22 protein-coding genes and 1 pseudogene are annotated in these 20,572 nt (G+C 60.3%); 15 read left to right on the top strand and 8 right to left on the bottom strand.

Translation table 11 applies throughout. The features are described 5' to 3' along the window. The first annotated feature begins 10 nt into the window (after positions 1-10). Both PCPL58_RS18205 and PCPL58_RS18200 read left to right on the top strand, forming a co-directional pair. Positions 11-763 carry a CHAD domain-containing protein gene (locus PCPL58_RS18205; RefSeq protein WP_065350087.1) on the top strand — a complete coding sequence of 251 codons (753 nt, stop codon included), beginning with the start codon at positions 11-13 and terminating at the stop codon, positions 761-763. A 119-nt stretch (positions 764-882) separates the two neighbouring features. Further along, positions 883-1,680 (top strand): acyl-CoA thioesterase, encoded by a 798-nt coding sequence (locus PCPL58_RS18200; protein ID WP_065350086.1) that lies wholly within the window; start codon positions 883-885, stop codon positions 1,678-1,680. A gap of 12 nt (positions 1,681-1,692) precedes the next feature. Here the strand turns inward: PCPL58_RS18200 and PCPL58_RS18195 are convergent, their stop codons facing one another. The 3 genes and pseudogenes from PCPL58_RS18195 to PCPL58_RS18185 all read right to left on the bottom strand — a co-directional run bounded on the left by PCPL58_RS18195 (position 1,693) and on the right by PCPL58_RS18185 (position 4,456). Continuing rightward, positions 1,693-1,935 carry a hypothetical protein gene (locus PCPL58_RS18195; RefSeq protein ID WP_044308255.1) on the bottom strand — a complete coding sequence of 81 codons (243 nt, stop codon included), beginning with the start codon at positions 1,933-1,935 and terminating at the stop codon, positions 1,693-1,695. Positions 1,936-2,042: 107 nt separating this feature from the next. Further along, positions 2,043-3,532: pseudogene (locus tag PCPL58_RS18190) on the bottom strand (methyl-accepting chemotaxis protein). Positions 3,533-3,616: 84 nt separating this feature from the next. Beyond that, positions 3,617-4,456: a TatD family hydrolase gene (locus PCPL58_RS18185; RefSeq protein ID WP_065350085.1), complete on the bottom strand. Its 840-nt coding sequence runs from the start codon at positions 4,454-4,456 to the stop codon at positions 3,617-3,619. A gap of 180 nt (positions 4,457-4,636) precedes the next feature. On the opposite strand from PCPL58_RS18185, the gene PCPL58_RS18180 reads away from it, so the two are divergent. The 5 genes from PCPL58_RS18180 to greB all read left to right on the top strand — a co-directional run bounded on the left by PCPL58_RS18180 (position 4,637) and on the right by greB (position 8,113). Beyond that, the gene (locus PCPL58_RS18180; protein WP_065350084.1) at positions 4,637-6,058 is read left to right on the top strand and encodes an MltF family protein; all 1,422 of its coding nucleotides are present in this window, start codon (positions 4,637-4,639) and stop codon (positions 6,056-6,058) included. A 112-nt stretch (positions 6,059-6,170) separates the two neighbouring features. Then, positions 6,171-6,605 carry a DoxX family protein gene (locus PCPL58_RS18175; RefSeq protein ID WP_003366798.1) on the top strand — a complete coding sequence of 145 codons (435 nt, stop codon included), beginning with the start codon at positions 6,171-6,173 and terminating at the stop codon, positions 6,603-6,605. A gap of 244 nt (positions 6,606-6,849) precedes the next feature. Next, positions 6,850-7,158 carry a hypothetical protein gene (locus tag PCPL58_RS18170; protein WP_003366800.1) on the top strand — a complete coding sequence of 103 codons (309 nt, stop codon included), beginning with the start codon at positions 6,850-6,852 and terminating at the stop codon, positions 7,156-7,158. A gap of 104 nt (positions 7,159-7,262) precedes the next feature. Beyond that, a complete protein-coding gene (locus PCPL58_RS18165; RefSeq protein WP_003316621.1) occupies positions 7,263-7,592 on the top strand; it encodes a hypothetical protein in 330 nt (109 codons plus the stop codon). A 47-nt stretch (positions 7,593-7,639) separates the two neighbouring features. Continuing rightward, positions 7,640-8,113 (top strand): transcription elongation factor GreB, encoded by a 474-nt coding sequence (gene greB, locus PCPL58_RS18160; protein ID WP_065350083.1) that lies wholly within the window; start codon positions 7,640-7,642, stop codon positions 8,111-8,113. A gap of 237 nt (positions 8,114-8,350) precedes the next feature. Here greB and PCPL58_RS18155 read toward each other — a convergent pair whose 3' ends face one another. Together PCPL58_RS18155 and PCPL58_RS18150 are read right to left on the bottom strand one after the other, a co-directional pair. Continuing rightward, positions 8,351-10,867 carry an ABC transporter permease gene (locus tag PCPL58_RS18155; RefSeq protein ID WP_065350082.1) on the bottom strand — a complete coding sequence of 839 codons (2,517 nt, stop codon included), beginning with the start codon at positions 10,865-10,867 and terminating at the stop codon, positions 8,351-8,353. Next, complete coding sequence (locus tag PCPL58_RS18150; RefSeq protein WP_003366807.1) at positions 10,867-11,550, bottom strand: ABC transporter ATP-binding protein; 684 nt, start codon at positions 11,548-11,550, stop codon at positions 10,867-10,869. Before PCPL58_RS18150 ends, PCPL58_RS18155 begins: the two co-directional genes overlap by 1 nt. A 10-nt stretch (positions 11,551-11,560) precedes the next feature. Here PCPL58_RS18150 and PCPL58_RS18145 point away from each other — a divergent pair, with 10 nt between their 5' ends. The 3 genes from PCPL58_RS18145 (at position 11,561) to PCPL58_RS18135 (ending at position 13,583) form a co-directional block, all read left to right on the top strand. After that, a complete protein-coding gene (locus tag PCPL58_RS18145; protein WP_003366808.1) occupies positions 11,561-12,166 on the top strand; it encodes an arylesterase in 606 nt (201 codons plus the stop codon). A gap of 57 nt (positions 12,167-12,223) precedes the next feature. After that, positions 12,224-12,505 (top strand): hypothetical protein, encoded by a 282-nt coding sequence (locus tag PCPL58_RS18140; protein ID WP_003315714.1) that lies wholly within the window; start codon positions 12,224-12,226, stop codon positions 12,503-12,505. Between the two features lie 112 nt (positions 12,506-12,617). Beyond that, positions 12,618-13,583 (top strand): L,D-transpeptidase family protein, encoded by a 966-nt coding sequence (locus PCPL58_RS18135; RefSeq protein WP_003433060.1) that lies wholly within the window; start codon positions 12,618-12,620, stop codon positions 13,581-13,583. Positions 13,584-13,768: 185 nt separating this feature from the next. On the opposite strand, the gene oprI is transcribed toward PCPL58_RS18135, so the two are convergent. Beyond that, positions 13,769-14,020 (bottom strand): outer membrane lipoprotei OprI, encoded by a 252-nt coding sequence (gene oprI, locus PCPL58_RS18130; RefSeq protein WP_002553018.1) that lies wholly within the window; start codon positions 14,018-14,020, stop codon positions 13,769-13,771. A gap of 460 nt (positions 14,021-14,480) precedes the next feature. Here oprI and PCPL58_RS18125 point away from each other — a divergent pair, with 460 nt between their 5' ends. Then, entirely contained in the window at positions 14,481-14,768 is a 288-nt protein-coding gene (locus PCPL58_RS18125) for a GNAT family N-acetyltransferase (RefSeq protein WP_003315710.1), read from the top strand. Positions 14,769-14,854: 86 nt separating this feature from the next. Here the strand turns inward: PCPL58_RS18125 and PCPL58_RS18120 are convergent, their stop codons facing one another. Next, positions 14,855-15,931 carry a 3-deoxy-7-phosphoheptulonate synthase gene (locus PCPL58_RS18120; protein ID WP_003366814.1) on the bottom strand — a complete coding sequence of 359 codons (1,077 nt, stop codon included), beginning with the start codon at positions 15,929-15,931 and terminating at the stop codon, positions 14,855-14,857. Between the two features lie 233 nt (positions 15,932-16,164). On the opposite strand from PCPL58_RS18120, the gene PCPL58_RS18115 reads away from it, so the two are divergent. From PCPL58_RS18115 to cysB, 4 genes are all read left to right on the top strand, one after another. Next, positions 16,165-17,136, top strand: coding sequence for a putative 2-dehydropantoate 2-reductase (locus PCPL58_RS18115; protein WP_065350081.1), 972 nt, complete (start codon positions 16,165-16,167; stop codon positions 17,134-17,136). A 3-nt stretch (positions 17,137-17,139) separates the two neighbouring features. After that, positions 17,140-18,060 (top strand): 5'-nucleotidase, encoded by a 921-nt coding sequence (locus tag PCPL58_RS18110; RefSeq protein ID WP_003347087.1) that lies wholly within the window; start codon positions 17,140-17,142, stop codon positions 18,058-18,060. Positions 18,061-18,136: 76 nt separating this feature from the next. Beyond that, positions 18,137-18,631 carry a universal stress protein gene (locus PCPL58_RS18105; RefSeq protein ID WP_044308264.1) on the top strand — a complete coding sequence of 165 codons (495 nt, stop codon included), beginning with the start codon at positions 18,137-18,139 and terminating at the stop codon, positions 18,629-18,631. 150 nt (positions 18,632-18,781) lie between these two features. Then, positions 18,782-19,756, top strand: coding sequence for an HTH-type transcriptional regulator CysB (cysB, locus tag PCPL58_RS18100; protein ID WP_003315705.1), 975 nt, complete (start codon positions 18,782-18,784; stop codon positions 19,754-19,756). A 78-nt stretch (positions 19,757-19,834) separates the two neighbouring features. On the opposite strand, the gene PCPL58_RS18095 is transcribed toward cysB, so the two are convergent. Beyond that, positions 19,835-20,569 (bottom strand): phosphoadenylyl-sulfate reductase, encoded by a 735-nt coding sequence (locus PCPL58_RS18095; RefSeq protein ID WP_003366821.1) that lies wholly within the window; start codon positions 20,567-20,569, stop codon positions 19,835-19,837. Positions 20,570-20,572 lie beyond the last annotated feature (3 nt).

The following is a 20,572-nucleotide window of genomic DNA, read 5'->3' as shown; positions in this document are numbered from 1 at the left end:
CATGTCTTCAATGGTGGATCATCTGGTCGCCGAAGTGCTGGCGCTGGATGTCAAATTACTCGCGTGTCAGGCACGCCTTGCCGTTTCGACTGACAGCGAAGCGCTGCACGATTTACGTACCACGGTGCGCCGTCTGCGCAGCGTATTGCGGCCCCTGCGGGAAAACCCGAGTGCGGCAGAGCTGGAAGAGGCGGCCAAGGCGGTCGGCCAACTGACCACGCCGCTGCGTGACATGCAGGTGCTCGCCGGGTTTCTTGAAGAGCAGGGTCTGAACGAGGCCGCGTTCACACGCAACCGCTACCTGGAAACCGCCTGCCCCGAGGTCGCCAGCTCGTCCGAGCTGACCCGTCTGCTCAAGCTGATTGACCGGTTCCCGGAAATGCTGCGTCTGCAACAGCGCCAGGGCATGTTGCGGGGTCTGCGCAAGACCATTGAAAAACGCATGGACAAGCAATGGCACAAGCTGCGTGTGGCCATCGCTGAACCGGGACACGATCGGCATGACCTGCGTTTGCTGATCAAGCGCGTGCGCTACGCTGCCGAAGCCTATCCGCAACTCAGTCATCAGCGGAAAAACATGCAAGCCCGGCTCAAATCCGCACAAGGCGAACTGGGCGACTGGCATGATCATCTGCAATGGCTGGCGCAGGCTGCGGAACAACCTGATCTGGCACCCTGCGTGCCGGGCTGGCAAATCGGCATAGTACGTGCCGAACGCAAGGCCGAAGCGTCGCTCAAACGCCTGGCCAAGGCCTGTTTCTGATCCGGTAATTTATCGTGAGGCATGTCATTCAGGCCGCAAAAATGGCCATTATGCGGCCTGTCGATAACTAAGAGGATGGTTATCATCCATCCACTTGTGTGTTGACGTGTGGAGTGAACATGACCTTTTCTGAACTGATCGATGCGCTGCGTCGTGATCCTCGCGCTGTCACGATCCCTGCCGAATGGTCTCAGGGGCGTGCCTGCTTTGGCGGGCTGATGGCTGCGCTGACCTACGAAGCGATGCGTGCACAGGTGCCGGAAGGGCGGCCGGTTCGTTCGCTGGCGATCACCTTTGTCGGGCCGGCGGCGCCCGGGGTGCCGATTGCTTTCGAGGTCGACATCCTGCGCCATGGCAAGGCAGTCAGTCAGGTGCCGGGGCGCGCAGTGCAGAATGGTCAGGTAATGACCCAGATACAAGGGAGCTTCGGTGCCCCTCGAGAATCAATGATCACCTTTGCCGCAGAAGCCGCGCCGGTCCTCAAACCGGTCGAACAATGCCCGGAGCTACCGTTCGCCAGCGGCGTGATGCCTGATTACCTGCGTTTCATGGACATCCGCTGGGCGTTGGGCGGTATGCCTTTCAGTAACACCCAATCGCCGGCGATAGGCGGCTACGTGCGCTTTCGCGATGAGCCGCACGCCACGCCCATGAGCGAAGCGCATATTCTGGCCCTGGTGGACACCTGGCCGCCTGCGGTGTTGCCGCACCTGGACAAGCCGGCACCCGGCAGTTCACTGACCTGGACCATTGAGTTCGTCCAGCCCCAGCCGTCGCTGGATACCCTGCAATGGTGCTGCTATCGCGCAGTCATCGAGCATGCCCGCGATGGTTATGGTCACACCGCCGCGGCATTGTGGAGCCCCGACGGCGAGCTGATCGCAATCAGTCGCCAGACGGTCACCGTGTTTGGCTGACCGGCAACCGGATCAAGGTTTGCGAGCGGCCCGAGCGGCGTCCTGGCGCTGAAAACCCAGCGCCGCCATCAGGCCGATCACGCCGATGGCAACCGATGAAAGGCTTTCGGAAAACAGACCGTTGAGGATCAGCAGGGCCGCCAGAATGAACAGCGGTACGGCGATCAGGTACAGGGCCAGACTGGTCGAGTGCTCCTGACTGTCGTTGCTGTCACGCCATTGATTCAACTGCAGATCGGAAAGTGGCTTGTTCATGATGCGGTCCTCTTCAGGTAACGCGTAAAGCGTCGTTCAATGCCTGAAGGATAGGCCCGCGCGCCGATGGCTGACGAGTCAAGCCTGTCTATCGTGGCGATAGCCTGTTACAGCTTGAGCTGGCCAATGGCGGCATTCAGTTCGCCTGCCAGCGTGGCCAGTTCGTCACTGGTGCTGGCCGAGTCAACCGTCTGGATCACCGTGCGTTCGGTGACATCGCGGATACTCACCACCGCACGGTTCATCTCCTCGGCGACCTGACTTTGTTGCTGAGCCGCGACGGCGATCTGCGTGTTGCTTTCGCGCATCTGCGCCACGGCACCGGCAATCGCCGCCAGTGCATCGCCGGCTTCCCGCGCCTGCTGCACGCATTCGTCGGCCTTGTACGAGCTTTCCTGCATGAAATCCACCGCATCGCGGGTGCCGCTTTGCAGGGTCGAGACCATCGTGGTGATTTCATCAGTGGAGGTTTGCACCCGCTTGGCCAGATTGCGTACCTCGTCGGCGACCACGGCAAAACCCCGACCCATTTCCCCGGCGCGTGCGGCTTCGATGGCTGCGTTGAGGGCGAGCAGGTTGGTCTGCTCGGCGATGCTGTGGATCACGTTGACCACACCGTTGATCTTCTGGCTGTCTTCGGCCATGCGCTGGATCATTTCCGCCGTCTGCTGCACGCCGCTGGACAGCCCTGCGATGGACACCTGCACGCGGTCGACCACCACTTTGCCACTGCCCGCCAGCGCGTCGGCGGTCTGCGACTGATCACGGGTAGCCGTGGCGTGCTGGGCAATGTGATGAACCGTAGCGGTCATCTCGTTGATGGCTGTGGCCACCTGGTCGGTTTCGCTTTGCTGGCCGAGCATGCCCTGGCGCACTTCCTTCATGCCCGCCGCCAGGTGCGCGGCACCCTGATCAAGGCGGCCAGCGGTTTGTGAAACGGTATTGACCACTCGCTGATAACCGGCCTGCATGGCATTACCTGCATGGCATTAAAGGCCTTGGCCATCTGTCCGACCTCATCGTCACTGCGATTGGGAACACGGGCCGCCAGGTCGCCGCTTTTTTCCACATGCAGCATCACATCCTTGAGCGCGTTGAGCTGGCTGAGTAGAAAGCGGATCAGCAGTTGCGAAGCGCAGAGCATCAATAACATCAGCACGAAAACCGCAATCGCGTAGTGCGTGAAGCGATCCAGCATGACGTGCATGAAGGTCGGGGTGAATGCCAGTAGCGCAATCCGTTGCTCGGCGCCCCGGGTGATGATCTGCGCACCGCTCAGCCATCGATCGCCAGCGGGCTTGTTCAGCGCAACCCAGTCGCTGGCGTCAGCCAGTTCCGGCAGCGCAAGGCCATCCAAAACGGGTGTCTGACCCTGTCGGTACGTCAGCAAGACATTACTGGAGGGCAGGGCCGTGTCGACGGGCCAGTCGGTCAGCAGCCGCGCCTGCGCTTGTGCTGCCTGGCGCGACGCATCCGTGCGCGCGTGTTGTTCAGTTTGCATGGCGTACAGCACCAGCAACAGGGTGGTGACGAAAGCGACCGCGTTGACGGCCCAGAACTTATATTTCAGTGACAGGTTGCCAAGCCATGAGCCCATGAGTGGTCTTCTTCGGTGATCGGTTGAGATAGCAGCAAGATGCCATCACTGTGCCTCAGCCAACGAAGAGACTCTTGATGCGGGTCAAGAAAGCTGCAGATTTTCATCCTCCGGGTTTGTTTTCAGCACTGGCAAGGCAAAAAACTGCCGTGCGCAATCTGTGCTGTGGCGTGCGAGGTCTTCCTGCGTTTCGCCCCGGTGCAAGGCTACTTCGCGCAAGACTTCCGGCAGGTAAGCCGGCTCGTTGCGACCGTTTTTCGGCTTGGGACGCAGGCTGCGTGGCAGCAGGTAGGGCGCATCGCTTTCCAGCATCAGCCGGCCGCGAGGGATGTTGCCCACTAGTGCGTGCAGGTGGGTGCCGCGTCGCTCGTCGCAGATCCAGCCGGTGATGCCGATATGCAGATCAAGGTCCAGGTAACTGAACAGCGCGGCGCGCTCACCGGTGAAACAATGCACGACTGCCGCGGGCAGGCGGTCGCGGTAGTCGCGCAGAATTTCCAGCAGCCGCTGGTTGGCGTCGCGTTCGTGGAGGAACACCGGTAATTGCAGTTCCACGGCCATGGCCAGATGCGCTTCGAGGACCTTTTCCTGCTGAGGGCGAGGCGAGAAATCGCGATTGTAATCCAGGCCGCATTCACCCACGGCGCGAACGCGATTTTCCTTGAGCAGGGCATGCAACTGTTTCTCGGTGTCGCCGGTCCAATCGCTCGCCGAATGCGGATGGATACCTGCCGTGCAGAACAGGCGTTGCGCGCTCTCATCCAGCTCGTGACACAACTGCAGGGCCTGTTCGCTGCCCTCGACACTGGTGCCGGTCACCACCAGTTGCTGGACGCCTGCGGCATAGGCGCGGTCGAGTACCGCCTGTCGCTGCGAGGCGAAGCTTGCGTTGGTCAGATTGACGCCGATGTCGATGAGTTGCATGGTGCTACCTCCAGCTGAAGGCTGTCGAGCATACCAGAGCTCTGGCCACAACAAGAAAACGCTGGGTATTCAAGCGATTGAACCTGAGGGTTCAACGATTTCCTTCGCTGTTCGATGCTGCTGCGTGACCTCAAGATTTCCTTTTTCCTGATTTTTTCCGGCATTGCCCTGGGGAAGTGAATGATCCGATCCGCGCTTGTGTCTTTGATGTGCCTGTTACCGCTGCTGCCCCTGCAGGTTTCTGCTCGTCAGACCGGTCCCGAGGTGGTGCAGCACACTGTGCAGGTGCGCGATTTGCCGGCGATTCGCAGCAGCAAGGTGCTGCGCGTGCTGGTCAATCAGAGCCGTAAAAGCTCCGGTGACGTCAAGGGCCAGGAAATCGGCATCGAATACCATCGCCTGCAAGCCTTTGAGCAGTACCTCAACAGCCATGCCCGAGCGGGGCAGAGGGTCACGATCAAGGTCATCCCCAAGGCCAAGAACCAGTTGCTCACCGCCTTGCAGCGCGGAGAAGGCGACATGATCGCGCCGGGGGAACTGCTCGATGTCAGCGACGCCAAGGGTATTCAGGCCAGCGCACCGATCGTGCATGACGTGCCTCTGGTGCTGGTCGGTGTTAGTGGTCAGCGCAGTGTGCGCCGTGTGGAGCAATTGTCCGGAAAGACCCTGAGCCTGCCCACCGGCAGTGCGGCCGACGAGGCCCTGCATCAGGTCAATCGACAACTGGAGCTGCGCAAGCTGCCCCTGGCAAAAATCGAATGGGTCGACCCCAGTCTGGCCGTCGAGGATGTGCTGGAAATGGTCCAGGCCGGGATTTACCCGATGACGCTGGTCGAGCAGCCGATTGCCGAGCGCTGGGCGAAGATCATGCCCAAACTGCGCATCGACCGCGGCCTTACCTTGCAGACCCACGGGGATATCAGCTGGTTCGTGCGTGACAATGCCACCCAGCTGCGGGCCAGTGTCGATGATTTCCTCAAAGGCTATAAGCCCTCGGCCCAGCAGGATCAGGTGTTGGCCAAGGCGTACAAGAACACCTACAAGGTCAACAACCCGCTGGTGCGCAACAACCTGCAGCGCCTGGAACAACTGCGTCCGATGCTGCAGCGCCATGCCGATGCGCAGGGCATGGACTGGCTGGACCTGGCTGCCCTCGCGTTCAAGGAATCCAGACTCGACCCGACTGCCAAGGGCAGCGGCGGCGCGACAGGGCTGTTGCAGATCACTCCGTCGGCGGCGAAAAGCGTTGGCGTACCGAGTATCCAGAGCGCTGACGACAATATCCGTGCCGGCTCGCGCTATATGGCGCTGATCCAGCGCAAGTATTTCTCCAGTAACCGGGTCAACGAACGCGAGCGCATGGCATTCGTGATGGCCGCCTATAACCTGGGGCCCGAGCGCGTGCAGGGCATGCGCGAGGAAGCGCGGCGTCGCGGGCTAAACCCCAACCAGTGGTTCTTCCAGACCGAACGTGTGGCAATGGAGCAGGGCGGTGCCAATGTCGTTGCGTTCGTGAACAGCGTGAACAAGTACTACCTGGCTTTCAACCGCGAGCGTGACTCGCTGGAGAAGAGCGGCACGAAACCTGCGGTAAAACGCTAAAGATCGATTTATTCGATTTGTATGCGCCGTTATTTGCGGTTTTTACATGAGTGAATTTGATTATCATGGCGCCACTCGTTGTTAATCACTCATCACTCACGGAAAGTCGCCCATGAACACATTGATCAAGTCGGTCCTCACCACTCGCGCCGGTTACGGCCTGACTGTCCTGCGCGTCATCGTCGGTATCGCGTTCATCGCGCACGGCAGCCAGAAATTGTTCGGCGCCTTCGGCGGTTATGGCCTGGAAGGCACTGCGCAGTACATGGAAAGCCTGGGCTTGACGCCGGGTTACCTGATGGCGCTGATGTCAGGCAGCGCCGAATTCTTTGGCGGTCTGGGTCTGTTGTTGGGGCTGCTGGCTCGTCCGGCTGCGGTCGTGGTGATCCTGCTGTTGCTGGTGGCGATCTTCACCGTTCACATCCACAACGGTTTCTTCATGGCCAAAAACGGCTACGAGTACGCGCTGGCACTGCTCGGCGGTGCCGTGGCGGTACTCATCGAAGGTGCAGGCAAGTTGTCGCTGGACCGTATCATCGCCCGATAACCGGCTACGCTTGCTCTGCAAGGCCCGCTCTTGTGGCGGGCCTTGCGCGTTTGCAGGCACCCGCCATGAATGGCAATTGACAATGAATGGGACGTTTCTCTAGGATGCGTGCTCAAGCGCCGATTTAACAACTACTTGCGGGGCGCCTGGCAAGGCTGAGGCCTTGTCCAAATACCGCTAAAACGTTGGTTCGGTGTTGCCTCTCACCGCTGCCCAGCGGATCTTGCGAGGCAGAGAAACAACCATGAACAACCTGCGCCCCCTCATTCGTCTTTCCCCGATCAGCACGGTCTTGTCACGCAAGAACCCGAAAATCCTTCTCAGCGGCTCCCATCAGCCCACGCTGTTGCGATATCTCGACGGCTGGCCCCGTCGGCGTGGCGGTTCCTGTGCGTTTCTGATTCAGTTCGTCGAGACCCACCAGTCTCTGAGCCATTTTGCCGACGATCAATTCGACCTCGCCGTGGTGCAATCGCCGCAGGCAGATGATGTCGGGCAGGTGATTAGTGACCTGACCCGCATTGCCCGGCAGGGCTTGATTACGCTGGGTTGAATGGCCTGAGTCAGCCAATTGGCATAGAAGGCATATTGCTGGCCCCCGACGCGTGAACGGACAGGCAAAATCGCCGCCTTATCAAAGGATTAGGTGGTTTTCGCATGCGTTTGGTCTATTGTGCTCTGGCGTGCCTGACGCTTTCCGGGCTGGCTTTCTCCGTACAGGCCAGAAACGCGACGGAAAACGAGCGTTATCTTTGTCGTTGGGGCTCGGCCATTGCGGGCGGTGCGCAGGCCTCCAAGTTGTCAGGCGTTACCCGCTATGGGGCGCGGCAGAAGCTGCAGGCGCGCAAGTTTGCCAAACAATGGATGCGGCCCATGGCATTGCGTATCACGGAACAGACCTACGACAGCGAGTCGCGGCTCAAGCCTGATGCGGTGACCAAGGTCTATTACGACGGCTGCATCCAGCACGAGGTGGCGCGACGTTGAGTCTTTGTCGCCTGTCGAACTGATTTTCGCAGGGCCGGAGAAACCGCTTGAGTACAAAGATCATCACCCGTGACGGGCATGAAGCCCTGAAGAAAGAGCTCGACTACCTGTGGCGAGAGCACCGGCCTGACATTACGCAAAAGGTCGCTTGGGCGGCATCGCTCGGGGATCGCAGCGAAAACGCCGATTACCAGTACAACAAGAAGCTGCTGCGCGAGATCGACCGACGCGTGCGCTACCTGCGCAAGCGCCTCGAAGACATGCGTGTCGTGCAGTATTCGCCGGAGCAGGAAGGGCGGGTGTTCTTGGGTGCCTGGGTCGAGATCGAAAACGAAGCGGGCGATCTCAAGAAATTCCGCATTGTCGGCTATGACGAAATCTATGGGCGCAACGACTACATCTCCATCGACTCGCCCATGGCGCGCGCCTTGCTGAAGAAGGAAGTCGGCGACGAGGTGCTGGTCAATACGCCCGAAGGCGAGAAGCTGTGGTTCGTGAACTCGATTGATTACGAGAAGTGAGGCCGGACGCAGAGCGCCCGGACCTGCATTCTCATGCGCTCATCGCTATACACAACTCCTGATGAGCCCGGAGAGTGAGGCTAAAACCGTAGCGTCAGGCAGGGTGCAGATCTCTGTGCGAGTGACCGGGGCGGCGATCCGCATTGCTCACGAAGACGTTGGTCCAAACGCCCTATTTCTGAAGGCTGTACCGGCCTCTTCGCGAGCAAGCTCGCTCCCACTGGATGGTGAGTAGCCTCAACCCTCGCGTAGCACGGTCAGCGGACTGACGTTCAATGCGCGGCGGGTGCCGAATACACCGGCACCGCCGACCAGCAGGGCACCGATCACCGGGAGCAGCAATAGCCACGGATGCGGTTGCCATTCCAGCGAAAAGGCGTAGCGGTACAGTACAAAGCTCACCAGCTCACAACCGAGTGCCGCCAATACACCGCTCGCGGCGCCCAGCAAACCGAATTCGATGCGTCGCGACTTGATCAGCAGTGCTCGCTCTGCGCCCAGTGCCCGCAGCAGTGCGCCTTGCCGGATGCGTTCATCCAGCGTGGCCTGCAATCCGGAAAACAGCACGGCGATACCCGCGGCCAGCACGAACAGCAGGACGAACTGCACGGCCAGGGTGACCTGATCGAGGATGCTGCGTACCTGTGCCAGCAAAGCCTCTACACCCAGAATGCTGATGGACGGGTAGGCGCGCGACAGCTCGACGATCTGCTTGTCCTGGCCGGGTGGCAGGTAGAAGCTGGTCAGGTAGGTGGTCGGCAAGTCGGCGAGGGTGCCGGGCTGGAAAATCATGAAGAAGTTGGGCTGGAAGGTATCCCAGTTCACATTCCTGAGGCTGGTCACCACGGCTTCGCGGGTCAGTCCGCCGACAATGAAACTCAGGCGGTCGCCCAGCTTGATTTTCAGGCTGTCGGCCAGTTTGGCCTCGATCGAGACACTGGGCGTTGCATCACGTTGCCCGGAGTCAGGCAACGCCTTCCACCAGTTACCGGCAGTCAGGGTATTGCCCTCGGGAAGCTCGGCGGCCCAGGTCAGGCTCAGGTCGCGACGCGTGGCATTTTCACCGCGCGAATCCTTGGTCACGAAGTTACTGACCGGTTCACCATTGATGCTGGTCAGGCGTCCTGGCACCACCGGGTAAAGGGGCGCAGCGTGAGTGGACAGCTTGCTCAGGGTCTGGGCGAAGTTTTCTTTATCGGCTGGCAGTACGTTGAGCACGAAATAGTTCGGCGCATCCTTGGGCAGCTGATTTTGCCAGGTGTCGAGCAGCTCACCGCGCAGCAGGGCGATCAAGCCCATCGACAACAGGATCAGGCCGAAAGCCAGTGATTGTCCGGCAGCGGCCAGCGGGTAACGCAGCAGTTGCCCCAGGCCCAGTCGCCAGGGCAGCGAGGCGCCGAACAGCAGACGGCGCAGGCTGTTGAGCGCCAGTAACAGCAGACTGCCGAGCAGCAGCGCGGCGACGATACCGCCACCCAGCAGGGCGAAGGTCAGCACCAGATCCAGGCTCAGACGCCACATGATCAGGCCCAGCGCAAGCAGCGCCGCGCCATACACGAGCCAGGAGCTGGCGGGGATCGGCAGCATGTCGCGGCGCAGAACACGCAGCGGCGGCACGCGACCCAGTGCAGCCAGCGGCGGCAGGGCGAAACCGGCCAGTGCTACCAGCCCGGTGCCCATGCCGGCCAGCGCAGGCAGCACGCCGCCTGGCGGAACGGTTGCCGGAAGCAGATTTTGCAGCAGCGCGAACAGCCCGAGTTGTGCAAGCCAACCCAGCAAGGCACCACTCAGGCTGGCCAGCAAGCCGATGATCGCCAGTTGCAGGCTGAACAGGGTCATCGCCTCACCGCGCGACAGCCCCAGGCAGCGTAGCAGGGCGCTGGCATCGAAGCGCCGTGCGGCGAATCGGGATGCCGATAGCGCCACGGCAACGCCCGCCAGTAAGACGGCAACCAGACTGGCCATATTCAAATAACGTTCGGCCTTGCCCAGTGCGCCGCCAATCTGCTGGCTGCCATCGCGGGCGTCCTTGATTTCCTGATGCGGCTCAAGACCCGGCTCGATGGCTTTGCGATAGGCCGCCAGTGCTTCCGGCGGGCCGCTCCACATCTCCCGATAGGTGACCCGGCTGCCCGGTTGCACCACGCCAGTGGCGGCAAGGTCCTGCAGGTTGATCATCACGCGCGGGGTCAGGCTGTAGAAGTTGCCTGCCCGGTCTGGCTCATAAGTCAGTATGCGGGTCAGTTTCAAGGTTTTGGAGCCGACGTCGAGGTCGTCTCCCACCTTCAGGTCGACCGCAGGAAGCAGGCGTGCCTCGACCCAGGCTTCACCCGGTTGCGGGCCGCTGCCAGCCTGTTCCGGCTGGTACAGGTCTGCGGCGCTTTTCAGTTCGCCGCGCAATGGGTAAGCGTCGTCCACCGCCTTGATGCTCGACAGCTGGATGCCCGAGTCGGTCGCGATCACGCTGGAAAAGACCACGATCTGCGCATGCTTGAGTTGCAGGCGTTTGCCTTCTTCGACCTGCTCGGCACGCGCCGGGCTCGAGCCTTCAAGGATCAGATCTGCGCCCAGGAACTCGGTCGCCCGCAGCAACATCGCGCCGTTCAGACGGGCGCCGAAATAACCGATGGCGGTGCTCGCCGCCACAGCGACCAGAAGGGCAAAGAACAACACCCGCAACTCTCCGGCGCGGGCATCGCGCATCAGTTGGCGGATAGCGAGGCTCAGCAGGCGGGCAAAAGGCAAACGTGCCATCAAGGCTCCAGCGGGGCGACCAGTCGGCCCCCTTCAAGACGGATCAGGCGACGGCAGCGATGCGCCAGACGCTCATCGTGAGTGACCAGCACCAGCGTGGTGTTGCGCTCCTTGTTCAGTTCGAAGAGCAGGTCGCTGATACGTTCGCCGGTGTGGCTGTCGAGGTTGCCGGTGGGTTCGTCGGCGAACAGCACGTCGGGGTCGGCAGCGAAGGCGCGGGCAATGGCGACCCGTTGCTGTTCACCACCGGACAACTGACGCGGGGTATGGGTCAGGCGCTGGCCAAGGCCCACCCGTTGCAGCAGATCGCGGGCTTTTTCGCGGGCGTCTTTGCGGCCTTCGAGCTCCATCGGCAGCATGACGTTTTCCAGCGCGTTCAGGCTGTCGAGCAACTGGAACGACTGAAACACGAACCCGACGTGCTCGGCCCGCACTCTGGCGCGCTGGTCTTCATCCAGCTCGCTGAGATTGCGGCCTGAAAGGATGACCGAACCGGCGCTCGGCAGGTCCAGTCCGGCGAGCAAACCGAGCAGGGTGGATTTGCCCGAACCGGAGGCGCCGACGATGGCCAGCGTGTCGCCCTTGTTTAGTTCCAGGGAGAGTTCGTGCAGGATGGTCAGGTCACCTTCGGTGCTGGGGACTACTTTGCTGAGGCTTTGGGCACTGAGAATACTTTCACTCATGGAGAATCCGATGCGTGCGTTGTTTTTAAGTGCTGGCCTGGGGTTACTGCTGCTGTCACAGGGCGCGTTGGCGGGCACGGTATTGATCGTTGGGGATAGTATCAGTGCGGCTTTCGGGCTGGATACCCGCGTGGGTTGGGTCAGCCTGCTGGAACAGCGTCTGGGCAAGGAGGGATTCGACGACAAGGTGGTCAATGCCTCGATCAGTGGCGACACCAGTGCAGGCGGCCAGGCGCGTTTGCCTGCGCTGCTTGCAGAGCATAAGCCGGAGCTGGTTATTCTGGAGTTGGGGGGCAACGATGGCCTGCGCGGTCAGCAGCCTGCTCAATTGCAACAAAACCTTTCATCGATGATCGACCGCTCGCAGGCGGCGGGTGCCAAAGTGCTGTTGTTGGGCATGCGTATCCCGCCCAACTACGGGCCACGCTACACCAAGGCCTTTGAAGAGGTTTACAGCAACCTGGCCAAGGAGAAAAAGGTCCCCTTCGTGCCATTCTTTCTCGAAGGTGTAGGCGGGGTGCCTGAACTGATGCAGGCCGATGGTCTGCATCCGGCCGCCGCTGCTCAGGGCAAGTTGCTGGAAAATGTCTGGCCGAGCCTGAAACCGCTGCTTTGAGGCTTTCCCGGGCGGGGGCTTTCGGCTAATGTGGCGCCCCCGATCTGGAGCCCCCCCATGCCGCGTCCCGCCTGGTCCCTGTATGCCTATCAAATGCTTGAACCCGATGAGCAGCTGGATCTGTTCGCCTGTCAGGAAGTGCGCGTCCATTTGATCGCTCGCCAATTGGAGCTGGGCGGCTCGATCGACCGTACATTATGTGGCACGTTGTTGCCGGCCCAGCCGCAAATGCGCGCCGTCGAACTGCAGGCCATGCGCGATGAGCGTCTGTGTCCACTGTGCAAGGCCATCATGGATGCGCAGCGCAGAGGGATGAACCCGATCTGGCCTGAACTCTAGCTGTCATGACTGCCCGAAGGGCAACCGCAGATATCCCCGATCCGGCAAGGGCCGGTGTACACTTCAGTTCTTGTTTCCATCTCTTTAGTCGTTACCCGAAGGATCTTCCCGGATGTTGTCGCGCATTCCAGCCGTTACCCGCTGTCTGTCGCTTGCTGCTCTGTGCGCGGCGAGCTCTGTCCATGCACTGGAGTTTCCGTTGCCGCCGCCCGGCGAAGACATCGTGGGGCAGGTGCAGGTCATCAAGGCCAAATACGAAGACACCTTCGCCGACCTTGGCACCCAATATGATCTGGGCTACCTGGAAATGATCGCCGCCAACCCTGGTGTCGATCCCTGGCTGCCGGGTGCAGGCAAGGACATTGTGCTGCCGACCCGTTTCATTCTGCCGCCGGGGCCGCGCGAAGGGATTGTCATCAACCTTGCCGAATACCGCATGTATTACTACCCCAAGGGTCAGAATGTCGTGCACACCTATCCGCTGGGTGTCGGTCGTGAAGGCTGGGGGTCGCCGATCGGCGTGACAAAGGTGACGGCCAAGACGCCGAACCCGACCTGGACGCCGCCAGCCTCGATCAAGGCCGAGCATGCGGCCGATGGTGATCCGCTGCCAGACGTGGTGCCGGCCGGTCCGGACAACCCGCTGGGGCCGTTCAAATTCGGCCTCGGGCTTTCCGGCTACCTGATCCACGGCTCGAACAAGAAGTTCGGCATCGGCATGCGCACCAGTCATGGTTGTTTCCGCATGTATAACAATAACGTGCTGGAACTGGCCGACATGGCCCCGGTTGGTACGACGGTGCGCATCATCAGCGAGCCTTACAAGTTCGGGATCAGCGGCGGCAAGGTTTACCTGGAAGCGCACACGCCGGTTGATGACCTGGGCAACCCGTCGGTGGTCGACAAGCACACGGCGGTGATCAATGCGCTGCTCAAGCGTGACGATCTGGCCAATAACCTGCGCATGAACTGGGACGTGGTGCGTGATGTAGTCGCGGCCGAAGACGGCATACCGGTGGAGATCGCAGAGCCGGGCAAAGCGCCTGCGAGTGCTGAAGAACCGGTGATTTTTCAGTAAATCGTCGCCGGCAGTTGCTCTCGTGCCAATGCTCAGCGTTGGCATGATAGTCAAAAGAAAAGTCATCGGGTCTTAGCCCTGTCCCTGGAGTCATTCAGGCTTCTGCAGGCAATCACTCAGCCAGACAACAGGCAAAAAAAAGCCGACCCGTTGCCGGGTCGGCTTTCAATAACCCCGGGGGATTATTACTTGCGGCTGGCTTTGTCCAACATGCGCAGAGCGCGCTCGTTGGCTTCGTCAGCAGTTTGCTGAGCTTTTTGAGCAGCAGCCAGAGCTTCGTCAGCCTTGCGGTAGGCTTCGTCGGCACGTGCTTGCGAACGAGCTGCTGCGTCTTCGGTAGCTGTCAGACGAGCTTCGGTTTCTTTGGATACGCTGCTGCAACCGGTAGCCAGAACTGCGGCCAGAGCCAGAGCAGAGAATTTCAGAACGTTGTTCATCGTGTTCACCTTCAAGGAATTTTTTTCAAATTAGTCATCTCTCGAAAATGAGAAAACGACCGGCGTACATAGTACCCATTGTTTGTAGTAAGTAAACGGACCCGGTGCAAGAAGCTGCTAAAATTCCTCGCTTTGAAAGCGTTCCGCGTTACTTCTCAAGCGTTCTGTACAAAAACTATCCACTTTAACGGGACCCATGCCGTGCTGAAGCGTTCCCGACAGTTCTCATCAGCCCTGGCCTGATCGACTGTCGGTCGGCACGCGAACATTTAAAGGTGTTTTTACATCGACCGCGCTTGAGCATAGTCGCTAATGGCGCCTACTATCTCAATGTGATGTCCGTCGAGATCGGCAGTGCTCTACCGGTGTCGAAAACAGACACTGGGTGGCGTAGATGTTCCTTCACCTGAAAAAGACCGGTAAGGTAGGGGTCAAATTCCAAGACCCGCGAGGAGTAGCGATGAGCGAGGCGTTGTCCATCCACCATGACGAAGTCGGCCACCATTTCGAAATCATTATCGACGGCCACCGTGCTTATCTGACCTACATGGATCTCGGCAAGCAGACCCTGGATTTCTATCGGACCTTTGTGCCGGACGCCTTGCGAGGTCGCGGAATTGCAGCGGCGCTGACCAAGGAGGCGCTCGATTATGCCGACAGCATGGGCTATTCCGTCATACCGTCCTGCTCCTATGTAGAGCGTTATATGGAGTTGCATGATCTGCAGTCGCAGGCGGCCAAGCTCTGACGACCTATAGCTACCGACAGCAAGCATAAAAAAACGCCGAGCATTTGCTCGGCGTTTTCGTTATAGCGGTGCAGTCGGCCAGGCAATCACTTGCGCTTGCGAGCTGGCAGCACATCCCTGAGTTTCGCATGCATGCTGCGCAGGGTCTTTTCGGTGCTTTCCCAATCGATGCAGGCATCGGTAATGGACACGCCGTACTGCAATTCTGACAGGTCCTTGGGAATCGCCTGGCATCCCCAGTTCAAATGGCTCTCGACCATCAGGCCAATGATCGATTCGTTGCCTTCCAGGATCTGGTTGGCGACGTTTTCCATCACCAGCGGTTGCAGGGCCGGGTCCTTGTTGGAGTTGGCATGGCTGCAGTCGACCATGATGTTCGGACGAATGCCGGACTTGTTCAGGGCCTGTTCGCAGAGCGCGACGCTGACCGAGTCATAGTTGGGCTTGCCGTTGCCGCCGCGCAGCACCACATGACCGTAGGCATTGCCTTTGGTGGTCACGATCGACACGCCGCCTTCCTGGTTGATACCCAGGAAACGATGCGGGCTCGACACCGATTGCAAGGCGTTGATGGCAACCGTCAGGCCGCCGTCGGTCCCGTTCTTGAAGCCGACTGCCGAGGACAGGCCCGAAGCCATCTCACGGTGAGTCTGGGATTCTGTGGTGCGCGCGCCGATGGCCGACCAGCTGATCAGGTCCTGCAGATACTGCGGAGAGATCGGGTCCAGGGCTTCGGTGGCGGTGGGCAGCCCCATTTCGGCCAGATCCAGCAGTAGCTGGCGACCGATGTGCAGGCCGTCCTGGATCTTGAACGAGTCATCCAGGTACGGGTCGTTGATCAGACCTTTCCAGCCTACCGTGGTGCGTGGCTTCTCGAAGTAGACGCGCATCACCAGATACAGCGTGTCGGATACTTCCGCCGCCAGCGCCTTGAGACGCTCGGCGTACTCCTTGGCTGCCTTCAGGTCGTGGATCGAGCACGGGCCGATCACAATGAACAGGCGGTGATCATGGCCATCGAGAATGTTGCGAATCACTTCGCGACCCTGGCTGACGGTCTGCAGGGCAGCATCGGTCAGGGGGATGTCGCGCTTGAGCTGATCCGGAGTGATCAGAGTCTCGTTGGAGGCAACGTTGAGGTCGTCAATCGGTAAATCAGCCATCGTGTTACTCATCAGGTCGCGGGTACTGGCCGCCAACGGTCCCCCGTGCGGCGGTGCCCAGCAGGTTTGAGCGCAGCGGGGAGCCGAACCTTAGCGCGTTATCGCGTTGTTCGACAATAAGTAAACGAGGTATCGGCCAGGTCTTTGGCCAAGATGCGCTGCCTTATTGCAAGACAATCCGCTGCGACGGATAGTGTACGGCCGCAAATAGCGAGACAGTCAAGGGAGAGGTCATGAGTGTTGATTCTCGTCGTCCGCGCGTCGGCATCATAGGTACGGGTGCCATCGGTGGCTTTTACGGACTGATGCTGGCGCGTGCCGGATACGATGTGCATTTTCTGCTGCGCAGCGAGTTTGACACGGTGGCGCGCGAAGGTTTGCAGGTCAAAAGCGCCGTGCATGGCGAATTGTCCCTCAAGCCCGTTCAGGCGTATCGCTCGGCGGCTGAAATGCCGCCTTGTGACTGGCTGCTGGTCGGCACCAAGAGCACCGGCAATGCCGCGCTCGGTCCGATCATTCGCCAGGCGGCTGCGCCGAATGCCAGCGTGCTGCTGTTGCAGAACGGTCTGGCTGTCGAAGACCAACTGCGTAATGTCCTGCCCGACAGCCTGCATATACTCGGCGGGCTGTGTTTCGTCTGCGTCAACCGGGTTGCGCCCGGCGTCGTTGCCCATGAAGCTTTCGGCGCGGTCAGCATCGGCTATCACAGCGGCCCGGCAGCCGATGAGGCGAGCCGCATGGCGGTCGTCGAAGCCTGTGCGGCTCTGTTCAACACGGCCTGCATCGACGCCCCGGTCATGGCCAATCTGCAGCAGGCCCGCTGGCAGAAGCTGGTCTGGAATGTGCCCTATAACGGGCTGTCGGCTTTGTTGCAGACCAGTACCGGGCGATTGATGGCCGATCCGGACAGCCAGGCCTTGATCCGGGCGCTGATGGACGAGGTCGTGCAGGGCGCCGAGGCCTGTGGGCAGACTTTGCCGCCGGGTTTCGCGCAGCATCTGTTTACAGTGACCGAAAGCATGCCGGATTACAGGCCCAGCATGTACCACGACCTGGCCGAAAGACGCCCGCTGGAGCTGGACGCCATTTATGCCCGGCCCCTTGCAGCGGCGCTTGCCGCCGGGTTTGACATGCCTCGCGTGCGGGCGCTTTATCAGGCACTGGCGTTCATTGATCGGGGCAACCACCCGGCAAGCAAGGAGTGATTCATGACAGAAGCTGAAGACCACAAGCTGGTACTGGCGATTTCATCGCGCGCGCTGTTCGATCTGCGCGACAGTCATGAGGTGTACATGGCCGATGGGGTCGAGGCCTACCGCAAGTATCAGATCGAGCATGAGGATGAAATTCTCGCGCAGGGCGATGCGTTCCCGCTGGTCGAAAAACTCCTGAGCCTCAATGCCAGTCTGCAAAAGGCGCGCGTCGAAGTGGTGCTGGTGTCACGCAACAGTGCCGATACCGGCCTGCGGGTCTTCAACTCGATTCAGCATTATGGCCTCGACATCAGCCGCGCCGCCTTTGCTGGCGGACGCAGTCCTTACCCGTATCTCGCAGCGTTTGGCTGCCACCTGTTTCTCTCCACGCATGCCGAGGATGTGCGCAGCGCCCTGGATGCGGGGTTTGCGGCCGCGACCATCCTTTCGGGTGGCGCACGGCGTGCAGCCAGCGCCGAGCTGCGGATTGCCTTCGATGGCGACGCCGTGTTGTTTTCCGACGAATCAGAGCGGGTGTACCAGAGCGGCGGGCTTGCGGCCTTTCAGGCCAGCGAGCGTGAGTGGGCTCGCGAGCCGTTGCGCGGCGGTCCCTTCAAGCCGTTTCTCGCCGCACTCAATCAACTGCAGCGCGAGTTTCCCGACGCGAGCTGCCCGATTCGCACCGCGCTGGTCACGGCTCGCTCGGCACCTGCCCACGAGCGCGTGATCCGCACCTTGCGCGAATGGGACATTCGTCTGGACGAGTCGCTGTTTCTCGGTGGCTTGCAAAAGTCGGCCTTTCTTGAAGCGTTCGCCGCCGATGTGTTTTTCGACGATCAGCCCGGCCATTGCGAGAAGGCGCGTGATGTGGTGGCGACGGGGCACGTTCCGCACGGCATCAGCAACGAAATAGTGCCACTTGCCGACGGGGGCTGAGAAGTCCGCCGTCGCAGCCGAGGATGCGCTGCTACGCTGAGTCAATCTCCGCCATTCCGGTTGTATGGGAGGTTGTATGGTCCGTTCGATGCTGTATGCCGCAGACCTCGGTCTGTACGCGCCTTATGTAACGCAGCACGCGCTGGCGCTGGCTCGAACGTTCAACGCCGAGCTGTACGTTATCCATGTCGTCGAGCCTTTGGGCCTGTTCGCCGAGTCGGTGCTGCAGAGTTACCTGGGCGAGGAAGCGTTGAAAGAGCTTCGCGGCAAGGGTGTGAATGCGTTTCTGAGTGGAATAGAGCAACGAATGCTCGACGGGTTTCGTGACGAACTGGGCGAAGGGCACTCGGACCTTTCCCTGATTCGTACGGTGCGTGTCGTTCAGGGCGAGCCTGCCAGCGTGATTCTCGAACAGGCGCACAGGCTGAATGTGGATTTGCTGGTGGTCGGTAGTCACAGCCGCAGGATGGAAGAGGGCACCTCTATAGGCCGCACGGCTGCCAGGGTCCTGCAGTTTTCCGACGTGCCGGTCTACATGGTTCCGATGATGTTGAAAAAGGGGCGGGGGTAGAGGGAAGGTCCAATTGGTGGTTTTAATGAAATCGAGCGTGCGATCACCTTACAAAGGTGATAAAAAGTTCTAGAATTATTCGTCTCACCATTAATCCAGTTATATACCGTCGCCGATACCCATAGGGTTTATCTGCTTTGAGGGATACATATGAAGCTCCAACAACTGCGCTACATTTGGGAAGTGGCGCACCACGACCTCAACGTTTCCGCGACGGCCCAGAGCCTTTACACCTCCCAGCCCGGTATCAGCAAGCAGATCCGCCTGCTTGAAGACGAGCTGGGCGTCGAGGTTTTCGCCCGCAGTGGCAAGCACCTGACGCGTGTGACACCGGCAGGCGAGCGCATCATCACCACAGCGGGCGAGATCCTGCGCAAGGTCGAGAGCATCAAGCAGATTGCCCAGGAGTTCTCCAACGAGAAGAAGGGCACGCTGTCGATCGCCACCACTCACACCCAGGCGCGTTATGCCTTGCCGCCGGTAATCAGCAACTTCATCAAGCAATACCCAGATGTCGCGCTGCACATGCATCAGGGCTCACCGATGCAGATCGCCGAAATGGCGGCTGACGGGACGGTTGATTTTGCCATCGCCACCGAGGCCCTCGAGCAGTTCAGCGATCTGGTGATGATGCCGTGCTATCGCTGGAACCGTTGCATTGTCGTGCCGCAGGGGCACCCGTTGACCAAGGCACCGAAGCTGACGCTGGAATTGCTCGCCGAATACCCGATCGTGACTTACGTCTTCGGCTTTACCGGCCGTTCCAAGCTGGACGAGGCGTTCAGCCATCGCGGGCTGGTGCCCAAGGTCGTGTTTACGGCGGCGGATGCCGACGTGATCAAGACCTACGTCAGGCTGAATCTGGGCGTGGGCATCGTGGCAAGAATGGCGATAGACGAGGCAGTGGACAGCGACCTGGTGGTGCTCGATGCCAGTGACCTGTTCGAGTCCAGCGTGACAAAAATTGCTTTCCGTCGCGGCACCTTCCTGCGTGGTTTCATGTGCGATTTCATCGAGAAATTCGCACCGCACCTGACCCGCGAAGTCATGGCCAAGGCGATTCAGTGCCATAACAAGCAGGAAATGGAAGAGCTGTTTGCCAACGTCGAGTTGCCGGTGCACTAGGAGCAGCGGCAAGCTGCAAGTCAGCGCTGGACGCGCGTTGACTTGTAGCTTGCAGGTCGAGGCGTGCCTCTGGCTGCGTCAGTTGCGCGCTATCAGGTTGCCCGCATGCAGCCCGCATTCCTTCTGCGTGGCCTCCTCCCACCACCAGCGACCTTCGCGCTCGTGCTGGTTCGGCAGTACCGGGCGGGTACAGGGTTCGCAGCCGATGCTAATGAAGCCGCGCTCGTGCAGGCTGTTATAGGGCAGCTCCAGCATGCGGATGTAGCCCCAGATTTCCTCGCTGCTCATCTGTGCCAACGGGTTGAATTTGTACAGCGTGCGCTCGGGCGTCGAAAATGCGCTGTCGACTTCCACTGCAGCAACGGCACTGCGCGTGCCGGGGCTCTGATCACGGCGTTGGCCGGTGGCCCAGGCGCTGACGCCAGACAGTTTGCGACGCAGCGGCTCGATCTTGCGGATGCCGCAGCATTCGCCGTGACCATCCCGGTAAAAGCTGAACAGGCCTTTTTCCTTGACGAAAGGTTCAAGTTTGCTGTGGTCGGGCGAAACGATCTCGATCTCGATCTTGTAGTGCTCGCGGACCTGTTCGATGAAACGATAGGTTTCCGCGTGCAGGCGCCCGGTGTCCAGGCTGAAGACCTTGACGTTCTTGTTCAGCTTCCAGGCCATGTCGACCAGAACCACGTCCTCGGCACCGCTGAACGAGATCCACAGGTCGTCGCCGAAGTGTTCGAAGGCCAGCTTCAGAATGTCTTGTGCAGACTTGTTCGCATAGGTCGTCGCCAGTTCAGCGACGTCGAAAGGTTGGCTCATCAG

It is taken from the genome of Pseudomonas cerasi, from assembly GCF_900074915.1.
Classification (GTDB): domain Bacteria; phylum Pseudomonadota; class Gammaproteobacteria; order Pseudomonadales; family Pseudomonadaceae; genus Aquipseudomonas; species Aquipseudomonas cerasi.
The sequence above is the reverse complement of the archived record's forward strand: the minus strand, read 5'-3'. Positions and strand labels throughout refer to the sequence as shown.

Excerpts from the sequence above, each read along its gene's own strand:
- oprI (WP_002553018.1), bottom strand. The coding sequence starts at position 14,020 with ATGAACAACGTTCTGAAATTCTCTGCTCTGGCTCTGGCCGCAGTTCTG.
- PCPL58_RS18135 (WP_003433060.1), top strand. The coding sequence starts at position 12,618 with ATGTTGTCGCGCATTCCAGCCGTTACCCGCTGTCTGTCGCTTGCTGCT.
- PCPL58_RS18205 (WP_065350087.1), top strand. The coding sequence starts at position 11 with ATGGTGGATCATCTGGTCGCCGAAGTGCTGGCGCTGGATGTCAAATTA.
- PCPL58_RS18185 (WP_065350085.1), bottom strand. The coding sequence starts at position 4,456 with ATGCAACTCATCGACATCGGCGTCAATCTGACCAACGCAAGCTTCGCC.
- PCPL58_RS18150 (WP_003366807.1), bottom strand. The coding sequence starts at position 11,550 with ATGAGTGAAAGTATTCTCAGTGCCCAAAGCCTCAGCAAAGTAGTCCCC.
- PCPL58_RS18175 (WP_003366798.1), top strand. The coding sequence starts at position 6,171 with ATGAACACATTGATCAAGTCGGTCCTCACCACTCGCGCCGGTTACGGC.
- PCPL58_RS18115 (WP_065350081.1), top strand. The coding sequence starts at position 16,165 with ATGAGTGTTGATTCTCGTCGTCCGCGCGTCGGCATCATAGGTACGGGT.
- PCPL58_RS18195 (WP_044308255.1), bottom strand. The coding sequence starts at position 1,935 with ATGAACAAGCCACTTTCCGATCTGCAGTTGAATCAATGGCGTGACAGC.
- PCPL58_RS18140 (WP_003315714.1), top strand. The coding sequence starts at position 12,224 with ATGCCGCGTCCCGCCTGGTCCCTGTATGCCTATCAAATGCTTGAACCC.
- PCPL58_RS18105 (WP_044308264.1), top strand. The coding sequence starts at position 18,137 with ATGGTCCGTTCGATGCTGTATGCCGCAGACCTCGGTCTGTACGCGCCT.
- PCPL58_RS18120 (WP_003366814.1), bottom strand. The coding sequence starts at position 15,931 with ATGGCTGATTTACCGATTGACGACCTCAACGTTGCCTCCAACGAGACT.
- PCPL58_RS18170 (WP_003366800.1), top strand. The coding sequence starts at position 6,850 with ATGAACAACCTGCGCCCCCTCATTCGTCTTTCCCCGATCAGCACGGTC.
- PCPL58_RS18155 (WP_065350082.1), bottom strand. The coding sequence starts at position 10,867 with ATGGCACGTTTGCCTTTTGCCCGCCTGCTGAGCCTCGCTATCCGCCAA.
- PCPL58_RS18145 (WP_003366808.1), top strand. The coding sequence starts at position 11,561 with ATGCGTGCGTTGTTTTTAAGTGCTGGCCTGGGGTTACTGCTGCTGTCA.
- cysB (WP_003315705.1), top strand. The coding sequence starts at position 18,782 with ATGAAGCTCCAACAACTGCGCTACATTTGGGAAGTGGCGCACCACGAC.
- PCPL58_RS18110 (WP_003347087.1), top strand. The coding sequence starts at position 17,140 with ATGACAGAAGCTGAAGACCACAAGCTGGTACTGGCGATTTCATCGCGC.
- PCPL58_RS18125 (WP_003315710.1), top strand. The coding sequence starts at position 14,481 with ATGAGCGAGGCGTTGTCCATCCACCATGACGAAGTCGGCCACCATTTC.
- PCPL58_RS18180 (WP_065350084.1), top strand. The coding sequence starts at position 4,637 with ATGATCCGATCCGCGCTTGTGTCTTTGATGTGCCTGTTACCGCTGCTG.
- PCPL58_RS18200 (WP_065350086.1), top strand. The coding sequence starts at position 883 with ATGACCTTTTCTGAACTGATCGATGCGCTGCGTCGTGATCCTCGCGCT.
- PCPL58_RS18095 (WP_003366821.1), bottom strand. The coding sequence starts at position 20,569 with ATGAGCCAACCTTTCGACGTCGCTGAACTGGCGACGACCTATGCGAAC.
- PCPL58_RS18165 (WP_003316621.1), top strand. The coding sequence starts at position 7,263 with ATGCGTTTGGTCTATTGTGCTCTGGCGTGCCTGACGCTTTCCGGGCTG.